17 protein-coding genes and 1 pseudogene are annotated in these 20,065 nt (G+C 73.0%); 13 read left to right on the top strand and 5 right to left on the bottom strand.

Annotated elements, in window-relative coordinates; translation table 11 throughout:
• Positions 1-766: sugar-binding domain-containing protein (locus NH602_RS13365; RefSeq protein WP_253067990.1), on the bottom strand; the 766-nt coding region annotated here is incomplete at its 3' end.
• Positions 767-868: 102 nt separating this feature from the next.
• On the opposite strand from NH602_RS13365, the gene NH602_RS13360 reads away from it, so the two are divergent.
• Positions 869-1,240 (top strand): hypothetical protein, encoded by a 372-nt coding sequence (locus tag NH602_RS13360; protein WP_179761385.1) that lies wholly within the window; start codon positions 869-871, stop codon positions 1,238-1,240.
• Here the strand turns inward: NH602_RS13360 and NH602_RS13355 are convergent.
• The 4 genes from NH602_RS13355 to NH602_RS13340 all read right to left on the bottom strand — a co-directional run bounded on the left by NH602_RS13355 (position 1,231) and on the right by NH602_RS13340 (position 5,276).
• Positions 1,231-2,001, bottom strand: a complete 771-nt coding sequence (locus NH602_RS13355) for a carbon-nitrogen hydrolase family protein (RefSeq protein ID WP_253067989.1) — start codon at positions 1,999-2,001, stop codon at positions 1,231-1,233. The two genes, NH602_RS13360 and NH602_RS13355, sit on opposite strands and share 10 nt — an antisense overlap.
• Positions 2,001-3,662 (bottom strand): NAD(P)/FAD-dependent oxidoreductase, encoded by a 1,662-nt coding sequence (locus tag NH602_RS13350; RefSeq protein ID WP_073575629.1) that lies wholly within the window; start codon positions 3,660-3,662, stop codon positions 2,001-2,003. Before NH602_RS13350 ends, NH602_RS13355 begins: the two co-directional genes overlap by 1 nt.
• Before the next feature lie 71 nt (positions 3,663-3,733).
• Complete coding sequence (locus NH602_RS13345) at positions 3,734-4,573, bottom strand: SDR family oxidoreductase (RefSeq protein ID WP_253067988.1); 840 nt, start codon at positions 4,571-4,573, stop codon at positions 3,734-3,736.
• Positions 4,574-4,652: 79 nt separating this feature from the next.
• A complete protein-coding gene (locus NH602_RS13340; RefSeq protein ID WP_073575631.1) occupies positions 4,653-5,276 on the bottom strand; it encodes a TetR/AcrR family transcriptional regulator in 624 nt (207 codons plus the stop codon).
• Between the two features lie 494 nt (positions 5,277-5,770).
• Here NH602_RS13340 and NH602_RS13335 point away from each other — a divergent pair, with 494 nt between their 5' ends.
• The 12 genes and pseudogenes from NH602_RS13335 to NH602_RS13280 form a co-directional block, all read left to right on the top strand.
• On the top strand, positions 5,771-6,949 hold the full coding sequence (locus NH602_RS13335; RefSeq protein WP_246352689.1) for a LuxR C-terminal-related transcriptional regulator: 1,179 nt from the start codon (positions 5,771-5,773) through the stop codon (positions 6,947-6,949).
• Positions 6,946-7,644 (top strand): hypothetical protein, encoded by a 699-nt coding sequence (locus tag NH602_RS13330; RefSeq protein WP_253067987.1) that lies wholly within the window; start codon positions 6,946-6,948, stop codon positions 7,642-7,644. Before NH602_RS13335 ends, NH602_RS13330 begins: the two co-directional genes overlap by 4 nt.
• Complete coding sequence (locus tag NH602_RS13325; protein ID WP_224403880.1) at positions 7,641-8,510, top strand: ABC transporter permease; 870 nt, start codon at positions 7,641-7,643, stop codon at positions 8,508-8,510. Before NH602_RS13330 ends, NH602_RS13325 begins: the two co-directional genes overlap by 4 nt.
• A gap of 12 nt (positions 8,511-8,522) precedes the next feature.
• On the top strand, positions 8,523-9,404 hold the full coding sequence (locus NH602_RS13320; RefSeq protein WP_062399364.1) for an ABC transporter permease: 882 nt from the start codon (positions 8,523-8,525) through the stop codon (positions 9,402-9,404).
• Between the two features lie 477 nt (positions 9,405-9,881).
• Positions 9,882-10,628 (top strand): ABC transporter ATP-binding protein, encoded by a 747-nt coding sequence (locus NH602_RS13315; protein WP_051050105.1) that lies wholly within the window; start codon positions 9,882-9,884, stop codon positions 10,626-10,628.
• A 1-nt stretch (position 10,629) separates the two neighbouring features.
• Positions 10,630-11,916 (top strand): MCE family protein, encoded by a 1,287-nt coding sequence (locus NH602_RS13310; RefSeq protein WP_253067986.1) that lies wholly within the window; start codon positions 10,630-10,632, stop codon positions 11,914-11,916.
• Positions 11,913-13,307, top strand: coding sequence for an MlaD family protein (locus NH602_RS13305; RefSeq protein WP_179761380.1), 1,395 nt, complete (start codon positions 11,913-11,915; stop codon positions 13,305-13,307). Before NH602_RS13310 ends, NH602_RS13305 begins: the two co-directional genes overlap by 4 nt.
• Positions 13,307-14,668 carry an MlaD family protein gene (locus tag NH602_RS13300; RefSeq protein ID WP_179761379.1) on the top strand — a complete coding sequence of 454 codons (1,362 nt, stop codon included), beginning with the start codon at positions 13,307-13,309 and terminating at the stop codon, positions 14,666-14,668. The genes NH602_RS13305 and NH602_RS13300 overlap by 1 nt, the downstream gene beginning before the upstream one ends.
• Positions 14,668-16,011, top strand: a complete 1,344-nt coding sequence (locus tag NH602_RS13295) for an MlaD family protein (RefSeq protein WP_253067985.1) — start codon at positions 14,668-14,670, stop codon at positions 16,009-16,011. Before NH602_RS13300 ends, NH602_RS13295 begins: the two co-directional genes overlap by 1 nt.
• Positions 16,011-17,306: an MlaD family protein gene (locus NH602_RS13290; RefSeq protein WP_253067984.1), complete on the top strand. Its 1,296-nt coding sequence runs from the start codon at positions 16,011-16,013 to the stop codon at positions 17,304-17,306. The genes NH602_RS13295 and NH602_RS13290 overlap by 1 nt, the downstream gene beginning before the upstream one ends.
• A gap of 15 nt (positions 17,307-17,321) precedes the next feature.
• On the top strand, positions 17,322-18,749 hold the full coding sequence (locus NH602_RS13285; protein WP_073575639.1) for an MlaD family protein: 1,428 nt from the start codon (positions 17,322-17,324) through the stop codon (positions 18,747-18,749).
• A pseudogene (locus NH602_RS13280) lies at positions 18,746-20,065 on the top strand (RND transporter); the annotation flags it as partial. The gene NH602_RS13285 and the pseudogene NH602_RS13280, both read left to right, overlap by 4 nt.

Below are 20,065 nucleotides of genomic sequence, written 5' to 3'. Positions count from 1 at the left end.
CCGGTCCGCTGTCGAGGACCCGGCCGGCGCGGTCGACCAGCAGCCCGACGACCTCGCCGACCGCGCCGCCCGCGGCCAGCCGCCGTCGCTCGGGGGCGGTCAGCACGTCGTGCACGGTGGAGTGCCCGGCCCGCCACGCCCCGATCCCGACGACCGCGGTGTCCAGCGCGGCGCAGCGGGCCAGCGCGTCGGCGACGCCCGGCTGGGCCCGCACCGCGCGGGCGGTGTCGGCGTCGGGCAGCAGCAGGGGCGCGTAGACCGGGTAGGCGTCGCCGCCGCACAGCGCGGCGGCCCGGAACACCGCGGTGGCCGAGCCGTCGCGCCGCCACGGCAGCGAGTAGGCGCCGCACAGCTGCACGACCGTGCAGCGCGCGAGCCGGGGGAGGAGCCCGACGACGTCGTTGACCGTCCGGGACCAGGCCAGGCCCAGGACGTCGCCGGTGCCGACGGTCTCGGCGAGCAGCGCGGCGGCGAGCGCGGGCACCCCGCCGTCGTCCCGGGCGACCAGGGCGCGGCGCAGCCCGTGGGCGGCGCGGACGGCGGACGAGCGCCGCGCGTCGACGTCCGCGCCCGGGTCGATGTCGACCCGGACCAGTCCCCGCTCGAGGGCCGCGTCCAGCAGCCGGGCCACCTGGAACCGGCTGAGCCCCAGTTCGGTGCCGACCGCGATCCGGGACCGCCCGTGCAGCAGCACCTGCTCGGCCACCTCGGCCGCGAGCACCCGGCGGGCCGGGCCCCAGGCGGGTGCATCGTCTTCACCGCTCATCTGAGCACCGTAGCGCGCGCATCGGCCGGTGATGTTGACCGTCCGTGCCCGCAGCCGTGTACTCGACGGTGTTGGGACCGCTCAGATGAGTGGAGGCAGGCCATGACCGCGACGATCGGCACGACGCCGGCAGCCGCGCACCATCCTGCGCCGGAACCGGCCCCGGTGTCGCGCCAGCTGCTCGTCGGCCGCGACGACGGCTACGGCGACCTCGCCCTGGAACGGTTCGCGCTCGCCCCCGGTGCCGGGGCGTGGCACGCCCCGGCCGCGCCCTGCGACCGGCTGCTCGTCGTCCTCGCCGGCCGGGCCCGGGTGGGCGTCGAGGCCGGCGGGCCGTCGGTGGATCTCGCCGCGTACGAGGTCGTGCACGTGGCGGGCGGGCACGCCCACCGGGTCGACGTGCTCGCCCCCGGGCCCGACGGGTGCCTGGAGTGGATCCTGCTGGCGGGCCCCCGGCCGGACCCTCAGCCGTAGAGGTCGGGGCGGCGGTCGGCCAGGTAGGGGTTCGCCCGCCGCGACACCGCCAGCGCGGACCGGTCCAGCTCGGCCACCAGCAGCTCCGGGTCGCGGCCGGCCCGCACCACGGCGCCGTCCGGCCCGGCGACGCAGGACAGCCCGCCGTAGGTCAGCGACCCCTCGGTGCCGCACCAGTTGGCGTAGGCCACGTACACCTGGTTCTCCCACGCCCTGGCCGGGACGAGCACCCGGGGCACGTGGTCGTAGGGGAGCATGTTCGCGGTCGGGACCAGCACCGCGTCGGCGCCGGCCAGCGCCAGCGCGCGGACGGTCTCGGGGAACTCGACGTCGTAGCAGACCAGCAGGCCGAGGCCCCACCCGTTCCAGGTCACGACGGCGGGCGGGGTGTCCGAGGCGGTGAAGCAGGCCCGGTCGAGCGCGCCGAACAGGTGCGTCTTGCGGTACCCGGCGAGCCGGGTCCCGTCCGGCCTGACCAGGGTGACGGCGTTGGCGACCCGTCCGTCGTGGCGCTCCGGGTAGCCGTAGAGCACCGCCGTGCCCGACGTCCTGGCGATCGTGGTGACGGCGTCCGCCGACGGCCCGTCGGCCGGCTCGGCGAGCGCGGCCACCGCATCGGCGCCGATGTCGTAGCCGGTCAGGAACATCTCCGGGGTGACGAGCAGGTCCGCGTCCGCGGCGGCGCACGCCTCGGCGAGCCGGGCGAGGTTCCCGGCCACGTCGTGCGGCCGGGAGACGGTCTGCAGCAGCGCGACGCGCATCAGTCCGGCAGCGCGGGCGGCGCGAGCTCGGCGAACCGGTCCCCGGGACCGGGGTTGTCCGGCGGGGTGGACCCGCCCAGGTGCGCGACGATCCCCCAGACCGCGTTCAGCGCGGTCTGCACCGCGCCCTCCGCCCAGGCCGGGGTCCACGACACGTCGTCGCCCGCCATGAAGATCCCGCGCTCGGCGGCGGGCAGGTCGTCCTGCACGAAGTGGCAGTACATCCGCCGGTTGTAGCGGTAGTGCCCGGGCAGGGCACCCTTGAACGCACCGAGGCTGTGCGGGTCGGACTCCCAGGTCACGGTGATCGGGTCGCCGATCACGTGCGCCCCGACGTCGACGGTCGGGTAGATCTTGCGCAGCGCGCCCAGCGCCAGCTCGACCCGCTTCTCGACCGGGTACGGCAGCATCTTCAGCGAGTCGCTCATCCACGAGTACGACAGGCAGATCACCCCGGGCCGGTCCGGCCCGTTGTCGAACAGGTACGTGCTGCGGGTGAGCCGGTCGGTCAGCGTCGTGGACATGACCTCGCGCCCGGTCGCCGGGTCGACGTCGCGCCAGAACGGCCGATCCACCATCACGAACGTCTTGGTCGACTGCATGTAGCGGGTGCGGTCTAGGGCCATCCACACCTCCTGGCCGAACAGCGACTCGTCGGTGTCGATCTGGGTGGACAGCAGCCAGCTCTGGCAGGTGGTGAGCACCGCGGACACGTCGCGGGTGCCGCCGTAGACGTCGGTGACACGGATCGTGTCCGCGTCGAGGCGGTGCAGCCGCGCGACGCCCGGGCGGGTCCCGCCTCCGTGCAGCGACGACAGGCTGGTCCCGGCGGGCCAGTGCACCAGATCGTCGGGGGTGCGGGTCCACAACCCCTGCGGCACCTGCTCCACCCCGCCGACGACGAGCAGCTGGTCGTCGTCGCAGCCGGTCAGCACCACCCGCAGGATCTCGAGCATCGAGTTCGGGAAGTCCGAGTCCCAGCCGCCGGTCCCGAAGCCGACCTGCCCGAACGCCTCGCGGTGGGCGAAGGACAGGTCGGAGAACGCCTTCGAGGTGGACACGAAGTCGTAGAAGGTGCGGTCGTCCCAGACCTCGACGAGCTCCGCCCACAGCGCCCGGATGCGCGGGATGTCGCGCTCGCGGATCGCCTGCTGCAGGTCGGTGAAGCCCGCGCCCTCCTCCAGCGCGCTCGCCCAGGCGTCGGCGACCTCGGTGAAGAACGGGGGCAGGTCGGCCAGGGTCCGGCCGTAGTACGTCCGCCCGTGCAGGTCGATCACCGTGCTGCCGGCCGCCTCCGTCAGCGGGTTCGGGAACGGCGCGGTGGGCAGCCCGAGCAGGTCGACGTAGTGGTGGAACGCCGTCGAGGAGCGGGGGAAGCGCATCCCGCCCAGCTCGGCGACGATCCCGTCGGCACCCTCGAAGGGCTGCGAGCGCAGCCGTCCGCCCAGGTGGGAGGACTCGTACACGACCGGCCGCAGCCCGATGCGCATCAGCTCGTAGGCGGCGACGAGCCCGGCGATCCCGGCCCCGACGACCACGACCTCGGTCCCCAGCCGGTCCGGTGGGACCCGGCCGAGTCCGGCCGGGTGGGCCAGCCAGTCGTCGTAGGGGAAGGGGAAGTCCGGGCCGAACGCGGTGACGGGTGGCTGCTCGGGGCTCATGGGTGGGCTCCTCGGGTCGTGTGCCGGGGATCACCCGGCCCCGCGACCCTATCCAGGATCCCCGCCCCGGATCAGCCCTTTCCGCGCCGCGAGCGCACGACGCCGGTGACGATCCGCTGGTAGGTGGTCGGCAGCAGCCGCACCATCGAGTCGATGGCCCAGGCGTCCGGTCCGATGAGGACACGGCGCTGGTTGCGCCGCACGCCGTCCAGGATGGTCTTCGCGGCCCGGTCCGGGGTCGTGGTGAGCATCCGCTCGAACTCGGCGGTGGCGTCGGCGGCCGGGCGGCCGGTGGCGGCGGCGACGCTGTCGTCGACCCGGGCGGCCTTCGCGATGTTGGTGCGGATCCCGCCGGGGTGCACGCAGGTCGCGGACACCGGGGACCCGGTGAGCTCGAGGTCCTGGCGCAGCGACTCGGTGAACCCGCGGACCGCGTACTTGCTCGCGTTGTAGCCGCTCATCAGGGGCTGCGCGGCGACGCCGAAGATGCTCGACAGGTTGACCACGTGGCCGGTGCCCGCGGTCTCCATGTGCGGCAGGAACGCCTTGGTCCCGTAGACCACGCCCCAGAAGTTGATGTCCATGATCCATCGGTAGTCCTCCAGGGTCAGTGCCCCGGTGGTGCCCGACAGCGCGACGCCGGCGTTGTTGACGATCATGTGGACGGCGCCGTGGTCGGCGACCACGGCGTCGGCCCAGCCGTAGACCGCCTTCTCGTCGGAGACGTCCAGCTCGGCGGTGGTGACCCGCACCTGCGGCCCGGCGAGCGCGGCGGTCTCGGCGAGGCCCGCGGCGTCCCGGTCGGCCAGGGCGAGGTGGCAGCCGTCGCCCGCGAGGCGCAGGGCCAGAGCGCGCCCGATGCCGGACCCGGCTCCGGTGATCGCGGCGGTACGACCGGTGAAGGACTTCATCGTCGGCTCCTCACGAGCGGGGTGTGGTGGGCGACCCTAATCTGATGACGCGTGATTCCACATAGCGGGGTGACCGGCGTCATCCCAGGCCGGTGCCGCCCACGAGGAAGAGGGCGAGCGCGTCCGTGACCCGGTCCCGGGGCGGGTCGAACCCGCTCACCGTCCAGGTCATGACGACGTGGCTGATCCCGCCGATGACGGCGTCGGCGCGCAGACGGGTGGCGGTGGTGTCGGCGGGGGAGGGGTCGGCGTGGTCCGCGGTGAGCGCCAGCAGCAGCCGCCCGAAGCCGGACATGGTCTCCAGCGAGGTCTGCTCGACCTCGGGGCTCACGCCGAGCACCTCGAACCAGACCACCCGGGCGAGCCGCGGGTCGTCCTCCACCACGCGCAGGAACGCGTCGAGGCCGGCCCGGGCCAGCGTGAGCGGGTCGGTGCCGGGCGCCGCGGCCAGTGCGGGGGGCACCGCGTCGCGGAGGCGGGCGGTGCACTCGGTGTAGACGGCGAGCAGCAGTGCCTCGGTGCCCTCGAAGCACTCGTAGAAGTACCGGTCGGCGACGCGTGCCTCACGGCAGATCCGGCGCACGGTGGCCGCCCGGTAGCCGTCGGTCCCCAGCACCTCCAGCCCCGCGTCGAGCAGCCGGCGGCGACGGTCCTCGGCGCGGTCCGACGCGGACGCGCCCGCGTAGGTCCGGCCGGTGCTCACCCCGCCATTCCAGCACGGACGGGTCGAACCCCCGGGCTCCCCGGTGCTGCGGCAGGACGGGGACGGCCCGGGTGCGCCCCCGCCTCGCCTACCTCGACCGGGTGAACCTGCTGTGTACGACCGGCGTGGCGACCGTCGCTCCGAGAAACAGTCCGAGCGTTCGGTTTCTCCACCCGCCGTGACCGGATGATGCGGCCGAGAGGGGCATTCACCAGCGTGTTCGGGTGGCGCCGGCCGCGTGGATTTGCCAGACACGTGACCCGCGTCGCATCCTAAAACCGTCATGCGTGACCGGAAGTTGTGTCGGGTTGCGGGTGTGGACGGTCGCATCCAGGCCGTTGCCGTCTCGTTGCACGGGTGAGCAACGCACCCGACGGCGACGTCCGGTGGATGCCACCTCGACGAGGAGGAACGGTATGGGCGAGAGCACGAGCCGCGTGGCCTACATGCGCCGCTGTGACTCCGGCGACCGATGGCCCGGACAGGGACGCCGGATGCCGAGGGCCCAGTCGTCGTGCGTGGTGGACCTCCTGCTGGCGGCCCGTCGCCTCCTCGACGACAGCCGCCTCCCGCACCCCGAGCACGTCGTCGACCTCGGGTCGGCCCGCGCGGTGCTGCGGTCGGTGTGGGCCGAGGCCATGTCCTCGCTCGGCTCCGGCACGGCACCGTCGCCGGAGCTGGTGAGCATGCTCGGCGAGGTCAAGGAGCTCGACGAGCAGCTCCTGCTCGACGAGCTCGCCCACCAGGACCGCGCCCTGCAGCGCGTCCGGGCCGCACTCGCGCAGCTCGGCGAGGCCCGCACCAGCACCGCCCTGCTCGACACCGCCGCCTCGACCGCCTGCGGCCTCGGCTTCGACCGCTCGATCGTCTCGCGTGTGGCGGAATCCCTCTGGATCCCCGAGCGCGTGCACGTCGAGCGCGACCCGGCCTGGGCCGAGGAGATCCTCGTGATGGGCCGCACCCACCCGCAGACCCTCGACGGCCGGATCGTCGAGTCCGAGATGGTCCGCCGGCGCACCTCACTGCTGGTCGACGAGGTGCAGGAACGCCCCGGGGTCAACCGGCCGATCGCCGACGCCTCGATGTCGCGCAGCTACTGCGCCGCACCGATCGTGGTGCACGGCGTCGTCGCCGGGTTCGTGCACGCCGACTGCTACTACCAGCAGCGCAACGTCGACCCGCTCGACCGCCAGCTGCTCACCCTCTACGCCCAGGGGCTCGGCCAGGCCCTGTCCCGCACGATGGTCCTCGACGAGATGGACCAGATCCGGGCCGACGTCGACCGGCTCGCCCGCCGCGTCACCGACGCCCGCGAGGGCGGCCTCGGCGACGGCTGGTGGGGCCACGGCGAGAACGGCCGCGTCACCGAAGGCGCCCCGGTCACGCACACCGGCCCGCAGCGCAGCGTCGTCGACGGCTTCCTGCGCTCCGCACCGGTCGACCCGTCGCTCACCCGCCGCGAGGTCGAGGTCCTGCGGCTGATGGCCACCGGCGACACCAACGCCCGCATCGCCGGCCGCCTGGTGATCTCCGAGGGCACGGTGAAGTCGCACGTCAAGCACATCCTGCGCAAGCTCGGCGCGGCCAACCGGGCCGAGGCCGTCTCGCACTGGCTGCGTGCCGAGCACGACCGATCCGGGCGGGGCGCCGCCGGTCGGGCCGGGTACCGGTGACCGCCGGCGCCCGGGTGTCGCGGGGCGCGCTGCCCACCCCCCTGCGGGAGTACCTGCACCGGCTCGACGTCGCCGCCCGGCACCTGTCGTTCACCGCCCGCCAGGACCTGCGCTCGCACGTCTGGAGCGAGGTGGCACGCACTGCCGGTCCCGCGCCGACAGAGGACCGGCTCGTCCGTGCCCTCGACCGCCTCGGCCCGCCCGAGGCCCTCGTTCCCACCCGCGTGGGGGGTACCTCCCCGGTACTCCGCGACCCCGTGGTCGTGCACCTGCTCGGCTGTTCCCTGCTGACCGCGGGGGTGACCGGGCTGATCGGGCTGGTCCGGGTCTGGCGTGCGCCGACCTGGCCGGTCCGCGACGCGCTGACCGCCACCGTCCTGGTGGTGGCCGGCGCCGTCGCGCTTCCGCTGCTGACCGGCGTCCACCCGGTGGCCGGAGCACTGCTCGGCGGCCTCGGGGCGGGAGCCCTGTCGGCCGCGCTCGTCCTCGGTGCGGTGCTGCTGATCCAGCGTCGGACCCAGCGCAGGGCACTCCGTACGGAGCACACCGCAGAGCCGGTCGCCACTACCACTGATACCCCCCAGGGGGAGGGTGATCCGCCCCCCACGGGAGGTGTGACCCCCTCTCCTGCGGAGCGACACTTCCGATCGGTGGACCCGGACTGTTTCCGGCCCGCACTCGAAGGAGAGTTATGACCACGCCTGGGACCCTCACCCAGACGCCCGACGAGACCGTCGAGGTACCGCGCAGGACGGCGGGTTCCGGCGGGTCGGGTGTGCTCAGGAAGGTCGCCGACCCGTTCGTGATGGCCGGCGAGATGTGGCAGCTGATGGTCAAGGTGTTCGTCCTTGCCGTCCGCAAGCCCGTCGGTTTCTGGGCCGACACCCGAGACCAGTGCTTCGACATCCTCAAGCTCACCTGGCTCCCGATGTCCCTCGCGGCGTTCGGGTTCGGGTTCGGTGCCCCCGGCCTGACCGGTGGGGCGATCTTCTACACCTTCGGCATCCCGTACCGGCTCGGCGCGTTCTTCGAGTTCGCGTCCGTCCGCGAGTTCGCCCCGTTCATCAACGGGATGGTCGTCGCGGGTGTCGTCGGTACGGCCATCACCGCCGACCTCGGCGCACGCCGTATCCGCGACGAGATCGACGCCATGGAGGTCCTCGGCGTCGACCCGATCAGGACGCTGGTGCTGCCGCGGGTGCTGGCCTGCACGATCATGACCGCCGTCCTGGACATCCTGGCGCTGGTCGTCGGCCTGGTCAGCGGCTACGTCGCGGCCGGCCCGATCTTCGACGCGAGCTACGCCGGCTACTACGGCTCCCTGTTCGACCTGCTCAACACGGTCGACCTCTGGGGCAGCGTCGCGAAGTGCGCCCTCTACGGCCTGATCATCGGTGTCGTCTGCTGCTACATCGGTCTCAACGCCAAGGGCGGACCGATCGGCGTGGGCAAGGCGGTCAACCAGGCGGTCGTCATCTCGTTCGCCGGCGTCTGGGTCATCAACTTCGTGTTCACGCTGACCATGCTCGGCCTGAACCCGCAGATGAGCGTCTACAAGTAGGGAGGAGGGGACATGACACAGCTCGACGACCGTGGCTCCGGCCGCGGACCCGAGGAGCCCGAGCTCCGGGCACCTGAGAAGCAGGGCGTGGACGTCAGCTTCTCCTCCATCACGGGAAAGCTGAAGACCGGCCTGAACGAGGCCGGTGACATCGGCCGGTTCACCGCCGACGTCGTCCGGGACTTCCCGGACATGTTCCGCCGCTACGTGCCCGAGGTGTTCCGCCAGGCGGGCATCCTGATCTTCAGCTCCGCGCTGATCATCTGGTTCATGATGTTCATCATGGGCGGGCAGTGCGGCCTGGAGGCCAGCTACACGCTCAAGCAGATCGGCGCCCCGCTGTACTCCGCGGTGTTCGACGCCTACTGCGGACTGCGCGAGCTGTCGCCGTACATGTGGGGCTGGATCCTCGCGGCCAAGGTCGGCTGCGGCTACGTCGCCGAGATCGGTTCCATGCGGATCTCCGACGAGATCGACGCCATGGAGGTCATGGGCATCAAGTCCAAGTCCTTCCTGGTCGGGACCCGGATCGCGGCCACCGTGATCGCCGTGCCGTTCATGTACTTCGTCGGTCTGGCCATCCTCTACCTGGCCATGTACCTGGTCACGGTGGTGAACCTGGGCGGCGTCTCACCCGGCGGGTTCCTGTACCTGTTCTGGCTCTACCAGAGCCCCTACGACATGATCGCCGCCCTTACCAAGGTCATGGTCGAGTCCATCGTCATCGTCGGTGTGGGCCTCTACTACGGCTACAACGCCACCGGTGGCCCGGTCGGCGTGGGCCGCGCCACGGCCAAGTCGATGATCATCAACCTGGTACTGATCTCCGCGATCGGCGCGATCGGCACCCTGGCCTTCTGGGGGCTCGACACGAACTCCCCGATCGCCAACTGAGTCCCTCCGGGGCCCGCGCCGCCACATCCCCTGCGGCCGGGCCCCGGAGTCCCGCACCCCGACGACATCCCCGCCCCCGACGAAGACCCCCGTCACGGCCCGGCCCTCCCCAGCCGGCCACGGACCCGGACGTCGCTCCCCGCCGCCCGGTCCATCGCACCGCGCCCGCTCCCCGGATCGCAGTGCTCGTTCCCCGCACCACCGCAGGACGCGGACGCCGCGTCCACGGTCCCCGGAAGCCTCCGGGGACCGCTCCCGCAGCACGTGATCCGCGTGCCGGCTCTCCCGCGCCGGCACGCGCCAGGTCGTCCAGGAGGATCAGTGACCTCGCCGAACCAGCCGCGGTACACGCCATCGGGCTCCGAGTACCCCACCCAGCAGATTCCACCCGTCCACGACGGGGGGACCCAGGCCACGGCCACCCGTGGCCCCGGCTGGTCGACCGAGACCCGGGAGTTCCGCTACGGGACCGACCCGATCCTGCAGGTCGAGGGGCTCGCCAAGTCGTTCGGCAGCACCCAGATCCTCAAGAACATCAACTTCAACTTCCAGCACGACGCCATCACCACCGTGCTCGGCCCGTCCGGTACCGGCAAGTCGGTGCTGATCAAGCACCTGGTCGGCCTGCTCGCCCCGGACCGCGGCGCGGTCTACGTGGGCGGGGTCGACATCTGGTCGATGAGCGAGAACGAGCGCTACGACATGCGGACCCGGTTCGGGGTCTGCTGGCAGGACGGTGCGCTGTTCGGCTCGATGAACCTCTACGACAACGTCGCCTTCCCGCTCCGCAAGCACACGCGGATGTCGGAGAAGGAGGTCGAGAAGACGGTCATGACCGCGCTCGACGAGGTCGGTCTGGCCAAGGCGGCGCACAAGGCGCCGAACGAGGTGTCCGGTGGCATGAAGAAGCGCGCCGGCTTCGCCCGCGCGCTGGTGATGAACCCCGACATCGTGCTGTTCGACGAGCCGGACTCCGGTCTCGACCCGGTCCGTACCTCGCTGCTCTGCGACATCATCATGGACGTCCACAACCAGCACGGTGGGACGTACCTGCTGGTCACGCACGACATCAAGACCGCCCGCAAGGTCAGCGACTACGTCGGACTGATCTGGAAGGGCGAGGTCGTCCACTACGGACCGGCGCACGAGGCGTTCGAGCACCAGGACCCGTTCGTCAAGCAGTTCCTCGCGGGGCAGTCCGCCGGACCCCTCGGGATGGACTGAGATGAGCGGACTCCTGGGCAAGCTCGCCGCCGGGATGGTGGCGCTGCTCGTGGTGGGGGGTGTGTTCGTCGCCGTCGGCGGCACGCAGCCCTACACGGTCAGCGCCGTCCTGCCCGCGGGCAACCCGAACCTCATCCCCGATGCGCCGATCTACATCGACGGCTTCCAGGCCGGGAAGATCCTGTCGGTCCGGCCCGAGGAGGGCCACGCCGTCGTCGAGTTCTCCGTCGAGGACGGGCTGGCCCCGCTGCACGCGGGCGCGTTCGTCCACGTGCAGTGGAAGGCCGTCGTCGGTGAGCGGCTGCTGTTCGTGCAGGACGGTCCCAAGGACTACGCCGAGATCCCCAGCGGCGGCATGGTGCAGGGCGACTTCCCGAAGCCGACCGAGGTCGCCGACGTGCTCGCCGCCCTCGACGAGCCCACCCGGGCGCGCCTGACCGGCCTGGTCGGGACCCTGCAGAACACCGTCACCGGGCACGAGCAGGACCTCAACGCCACCGTGAACACCGCCGGACCCGCGCTCGCCGCGGTCGGCAACGTGCTGCGCGGCATCGGCACCGACGGTCCCGCGATCTCCAAGCTGGTCACGGACCTGAACGGCACCGTCGACACCCTGGCCCAGCGCCAGCAGGACCTCGGTGCCGTCGTCGACGAGCTGGGCACCAGTGCCCGCGCGACGGCCGCCCAGCGCGAGCAGCTGCGCGCCGCGCTGGCCAAGCTGCCCCCGACGCTGCGCACCGCGCAGGGCACCCTGAACAAGGTCCCCGGCGTCACCGACGAGGCACTGCCGCTGCTGGAGGACCTGCGCCCGGCGACGGAGAAGCTGCCCGGCGTGTCCGAGCAGCTCGCCCCGCTGCTGCAGGACCTGCGGCCGCTGGTCGCCGACCTCAAGCCCACCCTCGAGGCGGCGTCGGCGCTGCTCGACCGCACCCCCGGCCTGCTCGACTCCTCGAACCGCGCGCTGCCGGGCCTCGCCGAGACCGCGGGCGGCTACGCGCCGGTGCTCGAGGCGCTGCGCCCCTACACCCCCGAGGTCGTCGGGTTCCTCTCCACGTGGGGCTCCGCCGCCCAGAACTTCGACTCGAACGGCCGTTACATGCGGATCTTCGCGCAGGCCGGCCCCGCCACGCCGGTCATCTACCCCCCGGGCGTCACGCCGCCGGGGATCGTCCCCAACCCGAACCCGGCCCCCGGCTCGGCCGACGAGACCTCCGGCAACGGCGAGCAGAACCCGGGCGCGCCGCTCCTGCCGCAGCTCGGTGACGCCAGGGGGGAGGGTCCGCGATGAGCTCGACCCTGGGCTTCTCCCGCTGGCGGATCCTCGCCGTCGGCCTCGTCGCGCTCCTCGCGGGCACCGGTGCCGCGGCCGGCATCTCGAACGCCGAGTCCGGCCGGATCGTGATCGCGGAGTTCACCGACGTCAGCCCGATCCTCGCCGGTCAGCAGGTCAAGATCAACGGCGTCACGGTCGGCGAGGTGGGCCAGCTGCAGTTCGACCCGCAGCGCAAGGTCGCCGAGGTCCCGCTCCGCGTCGACGCGCGTGCCCTGCCGATCCACACCGACGCGAAGGTGACCGTCGCCCCGGTCTCGCTGCTCGGAGAGCGCTTCCTCAACCTGAACACCGGCACCCCGGGCTCGCCCGAGCTGCCGATGAACACGCCGATCGGTGTCGAGCGGACCGGCCAGGAGGCCGATCTGCAGAACATCCTCGACACCCTGGACGACCCGACGGCCGGCGCGCTGGCCGCGCTGGTCACCACGCTCGGCCAGGGCACGCAGAACAACGGTGAGAACATCCAGAAGACCCTCGCCGCGCTCGCCCCGGCGATGAAGGACACCAACCAGCTCGTCGGTGTCCTGTCCGACCAGAACGAGCTGCTCGGCCGGGTCATCGACCAGGTCGAGCCGGTCACCGGCGCACTCGCCGTCGACCAGGGCAGGCGGCTCGACGGCCTGATCGCCTCGACCACGTCGCTGCTCGACACCACCTCCGCCCGCGACGCGCAGCTGCGCGGCACCCTGCAGGAGCTCCCCAGCACCCTGGCCGCGGCCCGAGCCACCCTCGGCGAGCTCGCCGGCACGGCGCAGTCCACCGCGGTCACCCTGGGCAACCTGCGGCCGACCACCGACAACCTGGTGGACATCAGCCGCGAGCTGCAGCGCTTCGCCGACTCGGCGGACCCCGCGCTGGCCTCGGCCGACCCGGTCCTGGACCGGGCGAGCGAGCTGCTCGACCAGGCGCAGCCGGTCGCCGCGGAGCTCCGGGCCGCGGGCCCGGACCTGCAGCGCACCGTCACCGGCGCCGAGCCGATCGTGCGCGACCTCAACGGCAACCTCGGCAACGTCCTCGGCTTCATCCGGAACTGGGCGCTGACCACCAACGAGAAGGACGGGCTGTCCCACTACTTCCGGGCCAGCTACGTGCTCAACGGCGACCCGGTCACCGGCTTCGCGCCGGGCGGGCTGCCGGACACGGCGCCCGCGCCCGCCCCGGACGCCACCCCGAACCAGCAGGTGAACGAGCCCGCCCCGTCCCAGCCGGGACCGGGGACCGCGGCCCAGCCGGGTCAGGACTCCAACACCCTGCTGCAGAGCCAGCCCACCCCCGAGAGCAGCGCCACCGGGCTCAGCCCCGAGCAGGAGCAGGGCGCGCTCGGAACACTGCTGGGAGGCCAGTGATGGCGAGTGCCAAGCCCAAGCGCGGCGCGCGCTTCCGGTCCGGCCTGATCGGTCTGCTGATGTTCGTCGCGGCCGGGTTCTTCCTCTACGTCGCGCTGAACGCCCAGAAGGGGCTGCCCTTCGCCCAGCACGAGTTCCGCACCGCCGCGGTGTCAGACACCGGTGACCTCGCCGTCGGCAACGACGTCCGGGTCGGCCAGGTCCGGGTCGGGCGCGTCGACGACATCACGATCGCCGACGGCGTCCCGCAGGTCCGGATGCAGCTCGACGACGCCGCGACCGAGGTCTTCAGGGACGGCTCGGCCGCGGTGACCGGCCGGTCCGGTCTCGGCCAGCAGTACCTGGACCTCGACATCGGGCACGAGCAGGCGGGCGTCCTCGGCGAGGACGACGTCCTGCCGGTCCAGCGTTCCCGTGGCGCGGTGCAGCTGCTGGACCTGGCCGAGGTCTTCGACCCGGCCACCCAGGACGCCACTCGCGGCGCACTCCAGCAGCTCGGCAACGGCGCCGCCGGACACGGCCAGGACGTGGCGGACGTGGCGAAGGCCGGTCCGCAGATCCTGCCCTCGCTCGGCACGACCGCCCGGTCGCTGTCGGTCGACGGCGGCCGCGACCTGACCGCCATGCTCCAGTCCCTGGAGAGCCTGTCCTCGCGCTTCGCCGGCCGGGAGCAGGAGATCTCCTCGCTGGTCGGCCGGCTCGACACCACGTTCGCGGCGATCAACGCGGACAAGGGCACGGCGCTCGGGGACACCCTCGACATCGCCCCCGAAGCGCTGCCGGCCGCCCGCACGGCCCTGGAGGACCTGCAGGAGCCGCTCGCGTCGACGAACTCGGCGATGACGCAGCTGCAGACCGGTGCCCGCTCGCTCGGCGAGGCCACCCCGGACCTGCGGGGCGTGCTGGTCGAGGCCCCGCAGCCGCTGGACAAGCTGCCCGGTGTCTCCGACTCGGCCGAGCCCGCGCTCGGCTCGCTGACCCCCGCCGTCGCCGACGCCCGCCCCGTCGCGCCGAAGGTGACCCAGGGAGTCGGCTTCGCGAACACCCCGCTGCAGGTACTGGCGCCCTACTCCCCGGAGATCGCGCAGTGGTTCACCCACGCCAGCTTCGCGCTGTCCGACGGTGACGCCGCCGGGCACCACCTCCGGTTCACGCTGATGGTCCGGCCGGAGTCCTTCGCCGGTGCGGCGGGTCTGCCCGACCCGACGCGGGCGGGCGACCCCTACCCGGCCCCCGGCCAGGCACCGAACGACGCCTCGCTCGGCCTGCTGCCCGCCCCGGGCCCGTCCAACCGGACGCCCCAGGAGCAGCCCGGCCAGGGCGACAGCGCCGCCGGCGGCGGCCTTCTCGGAGGTAACTGATGAGCGCCCCCGCACAGGGCACCACCGCCACGCCGCGGCTGCGGCGCCGCCTCCCGCTGTGGGTGGCCGCGCTCGCCGTCATCGGCCTGATGCTGCTGTCGCTGGTCCTCGGGCTGTTCAAGCCGCAGGTCACGACGCTGCTGATGAAGCTGACCGGGTCGCAGACCCGCACCATCCACTTCGCCGCGAACCAGTTCCTGTTCGAGGACGCGTCGAAGGCGAAGGTCGCCGGTGTCGACTCCGGCGTCGTCAGCTCGGTCGACCCGGCCCCCGACGGCGGCGCGATCGTGACCGTCGTGGTCGACCCGGAGGTCGTGGACACCGTCGGCGACCAGCCGTCGGCGCGCCTGCGGCCCACGACCCTGCTGTCCGGCCTGTTCTACATCGACATCGTCCCCGGCGGTGACCGCACCGCGGAGTGGACCCGGCAGATCCCGGTGGACCGCACCCGGCTGCCCACCGAGGTCGACGACGTCGCCGAGCGGCTGCAGCCCGACGCCCTGGAGGGCGCCAAGACCGCGATCACCCAGTTCGACGAGACCCTCGGCAACGCCGGCGGCAACGAGGCGCTGCACGAGCTCCTCGCCGCGGCGCCGGGGACCCTCGGCCCGGGCGCCGGGGTCATCGAGTCCCTGCGCGGCACCCAGCCGGAGAAGGACCTGACCGACGTCGTGCGGGGCCTGCAGCGGACCACCGGCACGCTCAACCGCGAGCCCGGCCAGCTGGACGGCATCGTCGCGAACCTGCAGGACACCACGCAGGTCATGGCCGAGACCTCCGGGCCGGTCGCGGACGCGATCAACAAGCTGCCCGGCGTCCTCGACACCACCGACGCCGGCCTCGAGCGGCTCGACGTGTCGCTGGACAAGCTGCGCGACACCGCGGGCCCGGCCCGGCCAACGGTCCAGGAGCTCGACGCGTTCCTGGGCCGCGCCGAGCCCGTGCTCGCCGACGCCCGCCCGCTGGTGTCCGACCTGCGCGCCGCGCTGGTCGACACCCGGCCGCTGGTCGAGGGCCTGATCCCGGCCAGCGAGGGCGCCACGCGGGTCTTCGACGACCTGCCCGCTCCGCTCGAGCGACTCAACGGTCCGGTCCTGGACTCGCTGAACACCCCGTTCGTCGGGGAGGGCCCCTTCTCCGCGGTCGACAGCCGCGGTGTTCCGCTCAAGGACGAGGTCGGCCACATGTTCTCGAACCTGAACAAGACCGGCGCCTACGTCGACCCCAACGGGCACGCGGTGTCCTTCCACCCCGGTCCCGGGCTCGGCACCGTGCCCGGTCTGGGCTCGGTGAGCCTGGAGAACATGTTCCAGCAGATCTTCCACGGGACGGGTGGTCGATGATGACGGCAACTCCCACACCTGCACCGGAGGCCCCGCGGGGCCTCGGCGCCCGGGTGCGCTCCGGTCTGGACCGCGTCCGGAACGAGCCGGGGCTGGGCCGCAACGTCATCGCCCTCGGCGTGGTGATGGTGCTCGGGCTCGTCTGCGGGGGCTACATCCTGTCCCAGCAGCGGTTCGTCGCTCCGTGGGCGAACGAGAAGATGGTCTATGCGACCTTCTCCGAGACCCCGGCGCTCGCCCCGGGCCGCGGCCAGGAGGTCCGGATGTCCGGCGTCCCGGTCGGCGACATCCGCTCCTCGGAGCTGACGCCGGAGGGCACCGCCCGGGTGCTGCTGGCGATCGACCGCAACGACTACGACGGCCCCGTCTACGACAACGCCACCGTGGTCCTGCGGCCGAAGAGCCCGCTCAACGAGATGTACATCGAGATGGACCCCGGCACCCCGGCCGGCACGGTCCTCGACGACTACGGCGTACTGCCCGTCGCCAACGCCAAGCCGCCGGTGCAGATCGACGCGGCACTGGCCCACCTGGACCAGAACGCGCTGGCCGCGGTGCAGTCGCTGCTGGAGGCCTCGGACGTCGCGCTGGCGACGGCGCCGCAGGACCTCCCGCAGGGCGTGCGCGCCACCACCGAGGTGGTCGACCGGCTCAAGCCGGTCGTCGACCAGCTCGACCGGCGGCGCGACAACCTCGCCCGCCTGGTCACCTCGATCGGCCGGCTGTCCACCGCCGTCGGCGGCGACGAGAAGCGCCTCACCACCCTGGCGAACTCGCTGTCGACCACGCTGAAGACGGTGTCCGCGCAGAGCCAGGCCCTGCGCGACTCGCTGAACCAGCTGCCCGGCGTCGTCGACAACCTGGGTGCGGCCACCGGCAACGTCCAGCAGCTGTCCGACCAGCTCGACCCGACCCTGGACAACGTCCGGGCCGCCTCGGAGCAGCTGCCGGACGCCCTGGACCGGCTGACCGACACCGTCGACACGCTCGACACCACCGTCGACAAGGCCCGCCCGGTCGCGCAGAAGCTGAAGCCGGTCGCAGCGGACCTGCGCCCGTTCGTGAACGACCTGAACGGGACGCTGCCCGCGCTGAAGGAGATCTCCGGCCGGCTCGACCCGGTCACCGCGGGTCTCCAGCAGTACCTGCCGGACCTGAACGCCTTCGTCTACCAGACGTCGTCGGTCACCAGCCTGCGCGACGCCAACGGCGGCATCCTGCGCGGTCTGCTCCAGTTCGGCCCGACCACCATCCCGGCGCCCGGCGCCGACGAGCTCACCCAGACGCCCCGGTAAGGAGGTGACCCCCGGATGAAGATCCCCCACTCCGCGCTCCCCGCGATCAGGACGACGATCCTGCTCGCCTTCACCGCGGCGTCGGCGTTCGTGTTCCTGTTCTTCTGGACCTCGGTCGGCGGCTACGTGCCCGGATACACCCAGAAGCAGTACACGACCGCGTTCCACGTCGACAAGGTCAACAACCTGGTCCCGCAGTCCGACGTCACCCTCAACGGGGTGAAGGTCGGCAAGGTCCTGACCATCGAGGCGACCCCGGACGGGCGCGCCGACGTGCTCGTCAACATGACCGACGCCGACGCCATCCCGCTGCACGAGGGCGTCACCGGCCGGATCAACTCGAAGACCCTGGTCGAGGAGACCTACGTGTCCCTCGTCGACGGCCGCGGAGCCGAGCTGCCCGACGGCAGCCGGCTCCCGGACGGCGCCGTCCAGTCGGCGGTGCTGCTCGACGACCTGATCCGGACCCTGCCCGAGGACCGCCGCGTCGCGCTGGCCTCCACCCTGCAGTCGCTGGGTGCGGCCACGAAGGACTCCCAGGCCGGCGTCGACGGTGCCCTGGCCGGCCTCGGCCGGCTGGGCCGCGAGGGCGGCACCGCCCTCGACGCGCTGGCCGCGCAGTCGAAGGACCTGGAGCAGCTCTCGCAGAACACCGCCGCGGTGCTCGCCGCGCTGGACATCCAGCGCGGCCGCATCGCCGACCTGGTGACCGACGCCAACCTGGTCACCGAGGTCACCGCGAACAGCCGCACCGACCTGGAGAACACCATCCGGGAGCTGCCGCCGACCCTGAAGGCGGCCGACGACGCCAGCGACGACCTGTCCCGGCTCGCCGGCGGGCTCGGCCCGGTCGCGGCGAACCTGGACCGGGCGGCGCCCGCGCTCAACGCCGCGCTCAACGAGCTCCCGGCCACCACCCGCGACCTGCGGGGGCTGCTGCCCTCGCTCGACGCGACCCTGGGCAAGGCCCCGGTCACCCTGGACAAGGTCCCGCAGTTCTCCGACGACCTGCGCGCCCTGCTGCCCGAGGCCGACCGCGCCCTGCTCCAGCTCAACCCGATGCTGGAGTACCTCAAGCCCTACGGCGGCGACATCTACCAGTTCTTCACCAACTTCGGTGAGACGGTGTCGCGCGGCGACGCCAACGGCACGCTCCTGCGCGTGATGCTGGTCTTCCACGCGCAGTCGTTCGCGGGGAACCCCGTCCCGCTGAACGAGATCCCGCCGCTGGACGACAACAACCCGTACCCGCGGCCGGGCACCCAGAACAGCCCGGAGGACGACGCGCCCCCGCCGCAGGTGGCCGACCCCGGACCGGCGAACGACTCGCCGCCCCCCGGACCGGCCCCGACCGTCGGGCCGCAGCCCGAGGGCGACGCCGCCCGCGGCGACGCGCCGGCGCCGGAACCGTCCGGCGGTGGACTCCTGGGGCTCGGCGGATGACCCGCCCGTCCCGCACGACCCTCGAAGGGCGTAGGGCCGCACTCGCGGCGCTGCGCCCTTCGGGGCGTTCCGCGCTGGGTCTGATCATGGTCCTCGCCCTGGTGGCGCTGACCGTGGCGGGCGTGTCCCGGGTGAAGGTCGAGACCGGCGTCGAGTCGTTCCTGCCGTCGTCGGACCCGTCGGTGCAGCGCTACACCGAGCTCGCCCGGTCCTTCGGCGGCGACCCGATCGTCGTGCTGCTGCGGGCCCCACAGGCCCCCGGCCTGCTCGACCGGGACGTGCTGCCGCAGGTGCTCGGTGTCGAGGGCAAGCTGTCGCAACTGCCGGACGTCGCGTCGGTCTACGGCCCGGCGACGACGCTGAACCAGCTGGCGTCGCAGTCGCAGAAGCTGCTCGCCGAGCTCACCGGCCGCCGCGACGGCCTGCAGCGCGCCGCGGCGATCACCGCCGAGCAGCGCGGCGAGGACCCGGTCGCCGCCGGGAACGCGGCCGTCGCCGCCTTCGACGCCCGCTACGGTCCGCTGATCGTGCAGGGCCTGCCCGTCGGGCTGCCCACCCTGCGCAACCAGCGCTTCATCGACCACTCGATCATGGGATCGGGCGGTGAGCCGCGGCCGCAGTGGCGCTACGTCGTCCCCGACGACCGGTCCCTGGCAATCCTGGTCCGCCCCCGTGAGGGACTCGACCAGGCCGGGACCGAGCAGCTCGTCGCCGCGGTGAACGACACCGTCGCGCAGGCCCAGCTGCCCGCCGAGGCGACCGTCTCCGGCGTCCCTGCGATCACCGCCTCGCTCGGTGTCGCGGTCGACCGGGAGGCCCCGGTCCTCGGCGCGGTCGCGGTCGTCGCGATCGGGCTGTGCCTGTTCCTGGTGCCCTGGACCCGGCGGCGACGGCGGCTGATCCCGCTGGCCGTCACCCTCGCCGCCACCGCGGCGACGCTGGCCGTGCTCGGCTGGGCCGGGCGACCGGTCTCGCTGGGCGTGGTCGCGTTCCTGCCGGTCCTGGTGGGCCTCGGCAGCTACTACCCGACCTACTTCGCCCGCGGGGCACGGCCGCGGACGGTCGTCGTCGTCGCGGCGGGGACGGCGGCCGGGTTCGGCGCGCTGCTCCTCTCGCCGCTGCCGTTCGTACGCGACCTCGGGTCGACCCTGGCCCTGGGGGTCGCGTTCGCGGTGGCGCTCGGCTGGTTCGTCTACCGGCCCGGTGGGTGGGCCGGCCCGGACCGGCCCGCGTCCGACGCGCAGGTCGACCCCGCGACCGATCCCGCACCCGATGCCGCCGCCGACCCGGCCGACACGGAGCCGCCCGCCCCCGAC

The sequence above is a fragment of the Pseudonocardia sp. McavD-2-B genome, assembly GCF_024124365.1.
In the GTDB taxonomy this organism is placed as follows: Bacteria; Actinomycetota; Actinomycetes; order Mycobacteriales; family Pseudonocardiaceae; genus Pseudonocardia; species Pseudonocardia alni.
This window is presented reverse-complemented; position numbering and strand designations above follow the sequence as displayed.